We start from the raw sequence: 13,521 nt of genomic DNA on the forward strand, positions 1-13,521 counted from the left end.
ACAGAAGGCTTTTTTGCCCCTTTTTCTGGATAGCAATGATGAGTAGATAGATTTGGGCACAGGACTGTAAGGCATTGTCAGGTGGTAAAGTTATATTACTTGCTGCAAGTAGTGCAACAAGAACAAATGATCTTGCAAACTGCAACAAAAAAGGGCATGTTTAGCTCATATTTTATATAATGCCTGCACTCTATATCGAGACAATGTAATCCGCCAGTGAGAGGTTTCTTTACTGGAAACACCCTCAGATTGCTCCCTAATAGCTTACATTCAGTTTTAATAAAACATGAAGGTAGTATTCATCTTTTCACGGAGGAAGAATGAAGTTCATTTGTACTCTTTTTATGCTGCTAACGGCGCCATCTTATGCCGTGGTAAATAATCAGCGGCAGTCAGCTGAAGATTTATGTGAGATGGAATGGCGTATAACGGATAGAGCCGGTTCAACCGATACGGATGTATTTGAAATCGTATATGGTGAACTTACTGCTTTTAATGCAGCAGGGCATTCCTTGTCTGAATATTCGATAGATAAGGCTGACTTTGTGAAAGTATCTACTGAGGGTGCCAAGAGCTTCAGGAAAATGGTGGGTGAGATGACTACTCCCTATGACGAAGCCAGAAGCTTTTTTAAAGAGAGAATGACACCGATTTGCATCAAAAATGTTTTAAAAATCCTGAACCAGGAACACTGATATTTAACCTATTAACCAGATTTAGGCTCGCTACGGCGGGCCTTTTTTGTATCTAAAGGCACTCTAAAAAACAGAGGAAGAAATAATGGCTGAGCCATTGAGCACCAGTGCTACTGTGGGAACGGTAGCTGGCTGGGGCATTGTCACGTCTGCGCTGGTGGCGTTTATCACCTCTGTAGATTATTCAATTGCGTTTGGAGCGTTTGCTGGGTCGATGTGTTTTATCGTCACCGCCAGTGATCTGACGAGGCGACAGATATTCGGGTATTTCCTGTTCGGTTATGCGGCTGGCATTTATGGCGCAGGTTTTGTTGCTGACAAAGTAGAGGACTATCTCGAATATCGTGAAAAACGTTTGGATGCCCTGGCAGCAGGTCAGTCGTTGTGTCGAATAATGACGGCTGCGTCATCGCGCGCTCTGCAAAGGCAAAGCGCATGGGTATCAAAATGGCTGCTCCGCTTTTTAAAAATGAGCGCTTCTTCCGGGAGAATGGCGTGCATGTGTTCAGCTCCAACTATGAGCTTTACTAAGTTAAGTGGAATGCAACATTGGCTGGGTAAACTTTGAGCAGTAATGCTGCTGTCAGAGGTAAACACCATGATGATTCCACCAAATGAGGACGTTCTGGTACTGGCGGAGCGCTGGCTGAAACTGTTGTCCGACCTGGGCCGGGCCCAGGCTACACTCTCCGCCTACCGCAGTGCCCTCAGCCATTATTTTGCGTTCTGCAGCCAGAACAGCATTGAACCTGAAAATGCCCGGTTTGAAGACCTGGCGGCTTACATCAGCCCTCAGCTACCCGGCATGCCTTTTCCCGCGTCCAGCGCCACTCTCCAGCTCCGCCTTTCTGCGATCCATCTCTGGTACGACGTTCTGATGTATCTGGATCTCTGTACCGTCAATCCGCTGTTGTAGATGTCATCTGGCGCCTCAACGCCGCGTGATCGGCTTCTACTGAACAGACTGCGTACTGACTCATCGATCTGTTTTAAGAGCTGTAATTTATTAAAATTCATCTGAGTATTTTGTTTTATTTATGCTTTGTGTGAATTATGTTTGTCTTTGGGTATTTTAATTATGGATGACCTACAGAATGCTTTTCAGAAAGGAAGCTGTTGACTACCGCAACCGGCGCTGGGAAGGTAAAGCGGTTCTTATCCCCCCTCTTTCTCCACCTCTTGTGTACGGATTCTGTGCTCTCTTTTTTCTCTGTATGCTGGGTTTGCTTTTATTCGGCACTTATACCCGCCGTGTAAGCGCATATGGAGAACTGGTTTCTGTTCCCCGCGCCATCACGCTGTTTTCTGTCGAGCAGGGTTTCATAGTCAGACTTAATGTCACGCCCGGCCAGAGCGTCAGTAAAGGTCAGGCGCTCGCGGAACTCAATGTCAGCCGGACCACAATCTCTGGAGGCGTAAGCGAACGCCAGCGTGAAACTATCAAGTCTCAGATAACTACGCTTGCCCATATTATCTCCCGATTGAAGGAAAACAGGAAAATTACACTTGATACGCTGAACGCAGAAAAGAAAAGGTATGAGGAGGCGCTTCAGCATTCGACAGATATAGTCAATCAGGCACGGCAGGGTCTGGCGCTTATGAAAAAAGGTATGGACAGCTATCGTGACTATCAACGGCGTGGTCTCATCAATCAGGACCAGCTTACTAACCAGACCGCGCTTTATTATCAGCAGCAAAATAACCTGTTAAGTCTGATTACGCAGAATGAACAGAACGCCCTACAGATAATGACGCTTGAAGGCAATATCCGGACCCAGGCCAGTGATTTTGACAATCAGATTTATCAGACAGAAATACAACGCAGTGATCTCATCCGGCAATATACGGACGTAGAAGCTGCAGGCTCTCAGGTTGTGACAGCGCCTGCAGCAGGGAAGATAGACTCGGTCAGCACCGCAGAGGGGCAAATCACGCGACCCGGCGATGCATTGATGCAGCTCATTCCGGGCAATGTAACTCGTTATGAGCTGGTTATCTGGGTACCGGACAGTGCAGTCCCTTTCCTGCATGCGGGAGAAAAGGTCAATATCCGTTACGATGCATTCCCTTCTGAAAAGTTTGGTCTTTTTCCTGGCCATATCATTTCTGTTGGCACAACTCCTGCGACTCCGCAGGAAATGTCCACCTATCCCTCTGCGCCGGGATATGAACCTCTCAATCCCCGGACCTGGTACAGGGTTATTGTTCTGCCTGACTCCGCGCATTTCAGCTGGCAGGGCAAAATCATTCCAGCCGAAAACGGCATGAAAGCCTCCACGATTCTTTATCTTGAGAAAAGGCGGCTATATGAGTGGGCTCTATCACCGTTTTATGACCTGAAGGACACTACCCGGGGGCCAGATGATGAGCAGAAATGAAGGTGAAGCACCGTTGTCCGTTGAAGGTATAAATTTAAACTTCAGACGCCGTTTCCCGTTAATTCTGCAGACAGAATCTTCCGAATGCGGTCTGGCCTGTCTTGCAATGATGCTTAACTGGTATGGCAGCAACACTGACCTGCTGTCGCTCCGTCAACAGTTTGCTATTTCGTCGAGAGGATCAACACTGACTGATGTGATGAGCATCGCCTCTCGCAGTGGCCTCGCGACCCGGCCTCTGTCCCTTGATACCGAAGACCTTCCCCAGATACGGTTACCCTGTATTCTGCACTGGGACTTCAGCCATTTTGTGATTCTGGTACGTGTGACGAAACGTGCGTACATTATTCACGATCCGGCTGCCGGGCGGAGAACAATCAGCCCACGCGAACTGGCGGAACATTTTACCGGTGTAGCTCTTGAACTCTGGCCGGATGCTGGCTTCACACCGTATAAACAGCGCCATCGCCTTGAGATCAGGACACTTGCAAGAAGCATAACTGGCCTGCGCTCTTCTCTGGCTATTGTATTCTGCTTGTCGCTAATTACTGAATTTATCAGCCTTCTGCTGCCAGTAGGGACACAAATGGTCATGGACCATGCTGTTCCTGCAAGCGATCGCGGTCTGCTGATGCTTATCTGCCTGAGCCTACTGCTTCTGACACTGCTGCAGGCCGGGATCGGTGTGCTTCGAAACCGCACGTCACTCATAATGAATACACTGACTGACATGCAGTGGAAAGACGGACTATTCCGTCATCTGCTTCGTCTGCCTCTTGTGTGGTTTGAAAAGCGTTACACCGGTGACATACAGTCGCGGTTCGGCTCTCTGGATGCCGTTCGCACGACCTTTACGCACAGCATTACCGGCGCACTTACGGATACCATTATGGCCGCAGGGGCGCTGTTACTTCTTATCCTTTACGGCGGATGGCTGGCCGCGGTTGTAGTGAGCATAACTCTTATATATGTCCTGATGAGGCTTGGTACCTACCAGATTTACCGACAGACTTCGGAAGAATTGCTGGTCAAAAATGCCCGCACCGCATCAGGATTTACTGAAACGTTGTTTGCCATTGCGACCATACGTGCTCAGGGGCTGGAAGAGCAGAGGCGTAAAACGTGGCTCAGTCAGGTAGCAAGCAGTATCAATACCGCGTTCAGCCTGGCAAAATTTGACATGCTGTTCACGGTGATTAGCGCGTTTATCGGTGCGGTTGATAACGTACTGATACTCTGGCTCGGTATTTCGGCAGTTATCGATCATCAGATGACGGTCGGTGCCTTTGTAGCTTTCAGCGCTTTCCGGGGGCTTTTTTCAGACCGCATACTTTCGCTCACCGGCCTTTTTTTGCAGTTACGCATGCTGACCGTTCACAGTGATCGTATAGCTGACATTGCCTTAAGTGAGCCCGAACCGGATGAAGAAAGACGTCCGTCCCCAGTAAGACAAGGCGCACTGTCGCTGATAGCAGAAGATCTTACATTTACATATGATGAAGGCGCATCGCCAGTGTTTACCGGACTCAACCTGACGATTCGCGAGGGCGAAAGCATCGCCCTCACCGGGCCGTCAGGATGTGGAAAAAGTACACTTATGAAGATTCTGTGTGGACTGACCCCACCCACGGATGGACGTGTACTGGCTGGCGGACGGGACATACATAAGTCAGGGCTACAGCGTTACCGGCATTCGGTGGCCTGTATCCTGCAGGAAGACCGGCTGCTGGCGGGATCCTTGAGAGATAACATCACGGGTTTCAGTGAAACTCCTGATGACGAATGGATGACCCGCTGCGCGCAGGCTGCTCACATTCATGATGATATTGCCAGTATGCCGATGGGTTATGAGACGCTAACCGGAGAACTGGGGGAAGGTCTATCCGGAGGGCAGCGGCAAAGGATTTTCATCGCAAGAGCACTTTACCGGAAGCCATGCATTCTGTTTATGGACGAGGCAACAAGTCATCTCGACGAGTTAAATGAGTCACTAATAAACAAAGCTATTTCATCTCTAGGCATGACCCGTATCATAATTGCGCACCGTGCTACTACGATAGCTTCAGCAGACAGGGTGTTGAATATCAAGGATTTAACTTCGCATCATTAGTCAGGGGAAGGAAATGAGTAATAAACCATTAATATCATTAGTGATTCTGGCCTTAACGCTTTTGTTTACATCGGGTGTTTTTGCAAATACTTACCAGATGGCAGACAACACCATGTATAAGGACGTTCAGCAGGTAAAAGTTCACTTTAGCGGAAATATTACTCAGAAAAAATCGGCTGCTTTTATGTCTGTCCTCGATGAAATTAACCAGCGCTATGTCAATGCAAAGGATCTGACGATCAGTTTCAGCAGCGACGGTGGGGATATGGATGCAGCGCTGTCAATGTATTATGCAATAAAGAGCTCTCAGATTCCCGTTACCACGGTTAACCTCTCAGCCGTTGTATCAGCGGCGACAATCCCTTTTTGTGCTGCAGAAAAAAGGGAGGTCGCAGACAATGCGGTTTTCATTATTCATCCGGCACAAATGGACACACTTGATGAGCATGATGTGACCCCTGCCAAAATCAGAACATCCCAGGATTTTATCAGTACCTATAACAGCCTGTTTCGTCGCATTTATGCAAAGTGTTCAAACCTTACCAGTGAAGAGCTAAACCGTCCCCTGGACAGCGACGGTGACCGACTGTATCTATCCGCAAAAGAAGCCCTTTCCCGCCACCTGGCAACCGCGCAGATTTCAAAACTCCCTGTTGCTCCGGTGTCATATTATGTAACAGATGATTAACTCAAGAGGATTTATTATTATCTGGTTACATATATTTACTTTTAATTGACGCTGAACAGATGGATATTTACATAGCTTTAAAATGATTTATTTTCGTTTTATCCATGTGAAAAGGAGTTTTGAAATGGCAATTCGTGAATTATCAGTAAGAGAACTCAGCTTCGTAGCAGGCGGGAATGCAAACTCAGGTTATGAAGGTGGAAGCTCAAATCACAGGGGTTCTGCCCCCGCCACCTGTGCAAACCGCGCCGGTGTATCTGCAATTATCGGTGGAATGCGGGGTGCTTTGGGTGGTACGCCTGCATCTGTAGTGGTAGGTGCGGTTGTTGCTGGAGTAGGGACGGCGATTGCCTGCGCGCCTGATCGTGGAAGTCAGAATGGCGGTGGTAATTTCGGCGGCGATCATAACGCTAACAGTGTTAACGGACAGTGTCACTGGTGATTTGACCTTTATAAATTTTTGAAGATATCCCTGAGGGGATATCTTTTCTATATCATCTTCAGTGTCGAGGCTTTAATCATCATGAAATTAAGATCGTTAACAATTTATTTTTTACAGTGCGTACTAATTATCTGTGGGGGAGTTTTCATTGTTAATAATTTTGTTATACCCCATGTTGCGGTGAACCCGGATGCTATTCAGTTTATAGGGGTTGTAATCACATTATTTCTTCTTCCACGATTTCCAAAAAGTGAGTCAGTCCGTAAAACGTTAAGCTGATAACTTTAACACTCCGCATATAATACGATATCAGCCATCTTTCTGATGGTACTTAGAGTTTTTTCTGCATAGTGATCCTAAACATATGTCGGCAGGTCGCTCTAACCCGAAAGAATTTACCGTTCCTTACCATACCGGATATAAAATATTTAAGAAGGAAAAGCTCCTTTTTTTATCACTAAAAATTATACCCTTTGGCAGCGCGAAATCTGAACAACTTAATGTAAGTCTGCTAGCAGTCAATCTTAAGACTTCTCACCACTCATTCAGGGCTACGTCGAATTTTATCCTTCATAATTATTCCTTTTTCAGATTTCTGACGTAGATGCTCGCGCACGTTCTTTTTGACGCAACACTACAGAGCATATCCATCGGTTGGACCCACAGCTCATAGCGGCCATCAACTAATTAATTTCATTAGAGTTTCCATTCCACATAAACAGGGGCATGTCAGCGCACATGATGGCTATAATGGGCGAAATGGCCGCGGGGCAGGAGGTTTACTCAATTGATAAGTGTTTTCTGGATGTTATCGAGATTGACAATCTTATCCCATTCGAAACGTTCGGACAGCAGATGCGCGAACGCATTTATAAGGAAACAGGGCTGTTTATCTGCGTGGGAATTGCGCCGACTAAAACTCTGGCCAAACTTGCCAACCACGCAGCTAAAAAGTAGACACAGACCGGCGGTGTTATTGATCTGTCGAATATCGATCGGCAGCGAAAGCTGATGGCACTTGTGCCTGTTGAGGATGTATGGGGAGTGGGACGGCGTATCAATAAAAAGCTCAATGCCGTGGGTATCACCACGGCTAAAGAAGTCGCAGAACAGAGTACCTGGATCATCCGTAAACATATTTCGACGTTGTGCTTGAACGTATCGTCAGGGAGCTGCGCGGCGAGCCATGCCTATAACTCCAGAAATTCGCACCCATGAAACAGCAAATAGTCTGCTCTCGCTCGTTCGGTTCACGCGTCACTGATTACATGGATATGCGCCAGGTGGTGTGTGCTTTTGCAGAACGCGCTGCCGAAAAATTGAGAAAAGAAAGGCAGTACTGCAGGAAGATATCCGTTTTTGTCCGGACAAGTCCGTATGCTGACAGCGAGGTATTTTACGGTAATCAGGTAATCAGGTAATCAGGTAATCAGGTAACCGGCAAACTGCTAACCCGTCGAATGACACTCGCGATATTATCCGGGTAGCCATGGATGCGCTTGAACGGATATGGGTAGACGGGCATCGATATATGAAGGCGGGCGTTATGCTGGGCGACTTCTACAGCCAGGGAGTGGCCCAGCTTAACCTGTTTGACGCATATCAGCCTCAGGCGAACAGCGAAGCCCTGATACGGGTGATTGATGGGCTTAACCTCAGCGGCAAGGCCAGTCTTTTTTTTGCAGGGCAGGGAATTCGGAAATCCTGGTCAATGAAGCGAGATATGTTTTCACCTGCTTATACTACCAGGGTTTCCGGCCCGCCGGCGTGTGCTGATTATTTCGCATTTTACGTGTGGTGGCGTGGATATAATCGACAGCTCAATCCTGCCTAAACAGGGTGACTCAAACTGTTTGTGGTTTCTGCCCTCTGCCATGCCTGGCCCATCAGTCCGATTATCACGCATGATGGTGAGACAGTCGACGGACCAGTGCTTAAGAGGATCATTGTGCCGGGAAAAGTTACAGCCACCATCATTGCGGTGTATGAGCCGCTGCAGCCTGCAATTTAAATTTATGACTTCCGCCATAGATCTTCATGTGTATACACAGGCTTGTACATAATAAAAAGCATTTACAAAAAGCATGCCAAAAACCCTCTATTTACCAAGCATGTGGATACACGACTGTTATAGTTGCGCTTTATATGGGAGGAACCATGAGCGAACTGATTGATATTTTTACAAGTCACAAAAGTGAACGCAGTTTCACTGAGCAATCTGTCGATGAAGCTGTGCTGGATCGGATTATCAGTACCGCTTATCGCGCACCGACATCAGTAAACTCGCAGCAGGTTTCTTTGGTGATCACGCGTGATGCCGGCCGTCGCGCACAAATCGCCGCCATTGCAGGCGGTCAGCCGTGGATTGCCAAAGCACCGGTGTTTATCACCTTTGTGCTGGATATGCATAAATCAGCCGTGGGAATGGCCGCTGTCGATCAGCAGCAGATCGCCCATCAGAGCATTGAGAGTATCGTGTCGGGTTCTACTGATATCGGTATCGCGCTGGGATCGGTAATGGCGGCTGCGCGTGCCGAAGGTCTGGGGATTGTGCCCATTGGCGGTATCCGTCGCGACCCGCAGGCGATGATTTCACTGCTGGAGCTGCCGCCACTGACCTTCCCGGTAGCGGGTGTGGTAATCGGTCACGTAGACGAACCGGCTCATCAGAAACCACGTCTGCCTCTGGCAACGTTCCGCCATGATGAGAATTACCAGACGCAGGGTCTGGAGCAGCAGATTGCAGCCTACAACGATGAGATGGTTCAGCACTGGAAGACGATTGGTCGTAATGACGGTGAGAGCTGGAGCGAAAGCGTCAGCGGTTACTATAAAAACATCTACTTCCCGAATGTACTGCCAGCACTGCTGAAGCAGGGTTTTGGCACAGATAAATAGTTCGCTCTCGTTATTGAGTGAATAGAAAAAGGCCATCCGTAGCGTTTACGGGTGGCCTTTTTCATTTTGTTACTATAACGAAAGGTGACTTTCCACGTCGTAACACATAATTTCCCTTTTAACCGAAGCGCAACTGCCTCTAACACTTACCTTCCAGGGAAATAACATGTCTCAGCGTTCACTCTACGCGCTCTGTTTAATGAGCTTTTTTCTGGCCGATGTCCGCGACGGCCTGGGGCCATTTCTGGGCATCTTTCTTACGGAGCGACACTGGCAACCCGACGAAATCGGTCTGGTAATGACCTGTGGCGGTATCGCCGGATTACTTGCCACGCTGCCGGCAGGGATCGCCGCCGATGCGACCCGCCATAAAAAAATCATTGTGCTGCTGGGCTGTCTGGTGATTACCGTTGCCACGCTGCTGCTGTGGTACAGCAATCAGACCTGGACGGCGATGGTCTCGCAGGTTGTAGCCGGCCTGGCTGCGGCGTTTATCGGCCCGACTGTGGCGGGGATCACCTTAGGGCTCACGGGTCAGCGCGGCTTTAACCAGCAGATGGGACGCAATGAGGCGTTTAATCATGGCGGTAATACGATTGCTGCATTGCTGGCCGGTTTTTCAGCCTGGTACTGGGGCATGGGTGCCGTTTTCATTCTTATGACGGTAATGGCGGTTTTCGCTGCCTTCGCAACGCTGGCAATTCGCGGAAATGAGATCGATAACGATGTGGCGCGCGGTTATGAACCGCATGAAGAGCGTAAGCCAGCGCTGCACTTATCAATGTTGTTGCGAAACCCGGCGCTGATGATCGCCGGTTTGACGCTGCTGCTGTTTCATCTTGCCAATGCCGCGCTGCTGCCGATGCTGAGCATGCGCGTCGCCTCGGCAGGCGGCCAGGCGGCGATCAGTCCGGGCCTTTATGCGGCGGCAACGGTGGTGATTTCCCAACTGGTGATGATCCCGGTCGCGCTGTGGGTATCTAAACGCGTTGATACGCACGGCTATCGCCTGTTTATCATGATCGCCCTGATGATATTACCGCTGCGCGCGGTTCTCGCCGCCGGCTTTGCCGGGCCGATTTTTGTCATTCCGGTTCAGGTTCTGGATGGTATTGCGGCCGGGATTCTCGGTGTGGCGGTGCCAGGCTATATTGTCTCCCTGCTGCGGGGTACGGGTCATGTTAACGCCGGGCAAAGCGTTATTATGCTGATGCAGGGCGCAGGTGCCGCGCTGAGTCCCGCCATGACGGGCATGATCGCCGCACGTTATTCTTACAGCACCGCGTTTGCGGTACTCGGCGCAATTGCGCTGGCAGCGCTGATTCTATGGTGGCGCACCGGTAGCGCCCCAGCCGCCCGTCTGGCCTGATCGGACACAAAAAAGGCTGCCCATTGGGCAGCCTCTTCTGGCAAATCCGTTTGCGACCATCCGTTATTTATACAGTTCTGCGGTCATGTGAACACGGTTGTTGGTGTTCGCTTCCGTAATTTTATACTGCGCACCCTGTTCCTGAGCCTGAGCAGCAATTTTTGATTCTGCGCCATCCAGTGTGGATGAGGTGACAGAAACGCTCTCGGCAAAGCTGCCAAAAGAGATCAGAGAAAGAGTTGCGAGTGCGGCGATTGAAAGTGCTTTTACGTTTTTCATGGTCATATTCCTGAGTTATGAATTGGGAGGATGTTTGCCTCCGATGGGAATAATAGTAACTTAGGTTATGATATCAATATTAACTATTAGTGCGGCAATGGTGATCGTGCTAATTGTTTATCTGGGGATCAGACAGCGACTGTGCCGTCTCCATAATCAACGTCCTGAACCAGCGATGGGCAGGATCGTCGCGATAGCGTGCATGCCAGCCCATTTCAACCGGGAAGGTGCCCAGGTCAACCGGCGCGGGAACGATCCTGAGCCGCTGATCGCGTGAAAGGTGCTGACAGATCAAACGCGGCAGGGTCGCGCAGTAGTCCGTGACCGCAATCATTTCCGGCACGGCCAGAAAGTGTGTGACGGAGACTGCAACCTGACGACGCAGGCCTCGCTGTTCAAGCGCCTGATATAAACCGGCGCGCATACGGCCAGGCGGCAGAACGTTGACGTGCTTTAGCTGCTCATATTGCTCCGCGCTGAGGTTTTCGCCCACCAGCGGATGATCGGCGCGTATCACGCAGGCCAGACCTTCATTCATCAGGTGCTGAACGACGAGATTGTCGGGCGGCTCCACGATACGACCCAGCACCATATCGGTATTACCTGAAATCACACCGGTTTCAGTGACGTCATTGCCAAAAGGAGTGAGGCGTAGTCGGATGCCGGGCGCACAGCTCCTCAGGCGGGCCACGATGGCAGGCATCATGATGAATTCGACATAGCTGTTAGGCGCAAGCGTGAAGAGCCGGGTGGCATTAAGTGGATCAAAGTCCTGCTGGCCAAGAATAACTTTGTCGATCGATGACAGCGCAGCACCGACCACCTGGGCCAGCTGTTCCGCTTTCGGCGTCGGTCGCATCCCGTAACGCTCGCGGATAAATAGCGGATCGTTGAGCGTTTCACGCAGCCGGTTTAATGCATTAGAAAGCGCCGGCTGGGTTATGCCAAGCCGTTCCGCTGCGCGGGTAACGTTGCGCTCTTCCATCATGACCAGCAAAACTGGCAGTAAATTCAGATCGTATTTCATTAAGCTATAATGCTATGTGAATAACTGAAATTGAAGAAATAAATTTCATAAATATTCGTAACCCCGCCATGATTAACGGGTCAACGCAGAAGATAGCGGCTCAGACGCTGGTTCTGACTATCCTTACACCTGAAACCGACTAACTGTTATATGGAGCGGAAATGAAAATTTTAATGGTTTTGACCTCGCATGATGAGTTGGGCACCACTGGCAAGAAGACCGGTTTCTGGCTGGAAGAGCTTGCGGCACCTTACTATGCATTTCTTGATGCGGGCGCAGAGATTACCCTGGCTTCACCGAAGGGCGGACAGCCTCCACTCGATCCAAAAAGTGATGAACCCGATTCTCAGACTGATGAGACCCGCCGCTTCCATGCCGATTCTGCTGCTCAGGCAGTACTGGCCTCGACCGTCAAGCTTGATACTGTTGATCAGGAAGCGTTTGATGCCGTTTTCTATCCAGGCGGCCATGGTCCTTTATGGGATCTGGCAAACGACAAACACTCCATTTCGCTGATTGAGCAAACCCTGCAGGCGGGCAAACCGGTTGCGCTGGTCTGTCATGCTCCAGGTGTCCTGCGTGATGTGAAAAATGCTAATGGCACGCCTCTGGTCAAAGGAAAGAAAGTTACTGGCTTCACGAACAGTGAAGAAGAGGGCGTTGGCCTGACTGAGGTGGTGCCGTTCCTGGTTGAAGATGTGCTGAAACAGAACGGGGGTCTCTACTCACGAGGCGATGACTGGCAGTCCTATACGGTTCAGGATGGCTTGCTGATTACCGGTCAGAACCCAGGTTCATCAGCCGAGACCGCGAAGGTTTTACTGGCAAGCCTGGCGAAATAAAGATCTTTACAGCATGCTGAGTTTTGAGGGCGCCTGCGGGCGCCTTTTTTTATTGCTACCGTTAAGTGTCAGGATAGATAGTGACCTGCTTAATTATTCAGGTTGAATAGATTAGGGCTCAATTTTTCTTAACATTGATAATAAATTTACGGGCGTTTCAGAGCTAAATGATTGCCTGAAAAATTCACTGCAAATATAAACATGTTTTTAAAACCAGTGTTGACATCGTTTTTTATATCCGTAAAGTAGGATTCATCAGCGGCGTGCAGTTGCCCTGATAAACCGGAAACAAAAGCGTTACGAGTAAAGTAAAAAGGTCCGACAAATTTGTGAGTTGAACTTGTCGGTGGTTCTGTTAAACATTGTTCTTTAAAACTGTTCGTTAGTTAAAATAACCCTGTTAAATGGAGTCTAAGTAAGTCTTTAAGAAGTATGTAGTATCGCGTCGCGATGATGTAAGGCCTCGTAGTTCTGAACGTTACGTTACGACAGGATACGATTGCGGTTTAAACGTCGTAATGAAAGTAAGGCAACGCATCAAAGAGTATATATCGCGATGGGGGTGTGCAGATTTATACGGACCTGACCTGTCTTTGTCTCCTGAAAGACTATCAGGTGGTTGAAACCGCTAATAATAGTGACATTTCAGTATCGTGATCATTATTATCCGCAGGATCTGTTCATAAATAGCAGTACCGAAGTAGTACCTATCAATTAAGTTAGTTAATGGTAAACGTAAAATCTGTAGTACCTTAAAAGCCCTGGCTATTTCAGTCAGGGCTTTTATCTTTTT

General features: G+C 49.0%; 11 protein-coding genes and 3 pseudogenes. 12 read left to right on the top strand and 2 right to left on the bottom strand.

The window, feature by feature from the left end:
* Positions 1-320 precede the first annotated feature (320 nt).
* The 11 genes and pseudogenes from ACXKZD_RS21585 (at position 321) to ACXKZD_RS21635 (ending at position 10,580) form a co-directional block, all read left to right on the top strand.
* Positions 321-695, top strand: a complete 375-nt coding sequence (locus ACXKZD_RS21585) for a hypothetical protein (RefSeq protein WP_033760692.1) — start codon at positions 321-323, stop codon at positions 693-695.
* 85 nt (positions 696-780) lie between these two features.
* Positions 781-1,011, top strand: a pseudogene (locus tag ACXKZD_RS21590) (putative holin); the annotation flags it as partial.
* A 50-nt stretch (positions 1,012-1,061) separates the two neighbouring features.
* Positions 1,062-1,223 (top strand): annotated as a pseudogene (locus ACXKZD_RS21595) (Y-family DNA polymerase); the annotation flags it as partial.
* 70 nt (positions 1,224-1,293) lie between these two features.
* A complete protein-coding gene (locus ACXKZD_RS21600) occupies positions 1,294-1,611 on the top strand; it encodes a site-specific integrase (protein WP_244638579.1) in 318 nt (105 codons plus the stop codon).
* 178 nt (positions 1,612-1,789) lie between these two features.
* Complete coding sequence (locus ACXKZD_RS21605; protein WP_033760686.1) at positions 1,790-3,073, top strand: HlyD family secretion protein; 1,284 nt, start codon at positions 1,790-1,792, stop codon at positions 3,071-3,073.
* The gene (locus ACXKZD_RS21610; protein ID WP_033761099.1) at positions 3,060-5,183 is read left to right on the top strand and encodes a peptidase domain-containing ABC transporter; all 2,124 of its coding nucleotides are present in this window, start codon (positions 3,060-3,062) and stop codon (positions 5,181-5,183) included. The genes ACXKZD_RS21605 and ACXKZD_RS21610 overlap by 14 nt, the downstream gene beginning before the upstream one ends.
* A 13-nt stretch (positions 5,184-5,196) precedes the next feature.
* Complete coding sequence (locus ACXKZD_RS21615) at positions 5,197-5,871, top strand: ATP-dependent Clp protease proteolytic subunit (protein ID WP_033760683.1); 675 nt, start codon at positions 5,197-5,199, stop codon at positions 5,869-5,871.
* A 124-nt stretch (positions 5,872-5,995) separates the two neighbouring features.
* The gene (locus ACXKZD_RS21620) at positions 5,996-6,313 is read left to right on the top strand and encodes a hypothetical protein (protein WP_072014621.1); all 318 of its coding nucleotides are present in this window, start codon (positions 5,996-5,998) and stop codon (positions 6,311-6,313) included.
* A 726-nt stretch (positions 6,314-7,039) separates the two neighbouring features.
* Positions 7,040-8,078: pseudogene (gene umuC, locus ACXKZD_RS21625) on the top strand (translesion error-prone DNA polymerase V subunit UmuC); the annotation flags it as partial.
* A gap of 392 nt (positions 8,079-8,470) precedes the next feature.
* Entirely contained in the window at positions 8,471-9,211 is a 741-nt protein-coding gene (locus ACXKZD_RS21630) for a nitroreductase family protein (protein ID WP_476098217.1), read from the top strand.
* Between the two features lie 166 nt (positions 9,212-9,377).
* Positions 9,378-10,580 (top strand): MFS transporter, encoded by a 1,203-nt coding sequence (locus ACXKZD_RS21635; RefSeq protein ID WP_192033716.1) that lies wholly within the window; start codon positions 9,378-9,380, stop codon positions 10,578-10,580.
* A gap of 63 nt (positions 10,581-10,643) precedes the next feature.
* Here ACXKZD_RS21635 and ACXKZD_RS21640 read toward each other — a convergent pair whose 3' ends face one another.
* Positions 10,644-10,859, bottom strand: a complete 216-nt coding sequence (locus ACXKZD_RS21640) for a YdgH/BhsA/McbA-like domain containing protein (RefSeq protein ID WP_010246960.1) — start codon at positions 10,857-10,859, stop codon at positions 10,644-10,646.
* Positions 10,860-10,968: 109 nt separating this feature from the next.
* Positions 10,969-11,886, bottom strand: coding sequence for a LysR family transcriptional regulator (locus tag ACXKZD_RS21645; RefSeq protein ID WP_033760674.1), 918 nt, complete (start codon positions 11,884-11,886; stop codon positions 10,969-10,971).
* 161 nt (positions 11,887-12,047) lie between these two features.
* Between ACXKZD_RS21645 and ACXKZD_RS21650 the strand changes: the two genes are divergently transcribed.
* A complete protein-coding gene (locus ACXKZD_RS21650; protein WP_033760671.1) occupies positions 12,048-12,728 on the top strand; it encodes a type 1 glutamine amidotransferase domain-containing protein in 681 nt (226 codons plus the stop codon).
* Positions 12,729-13,521: the final 793 nt, after the last annotated feature.

The organism is Pantoea sp. ABR1s (assembly GCF_057812235.1).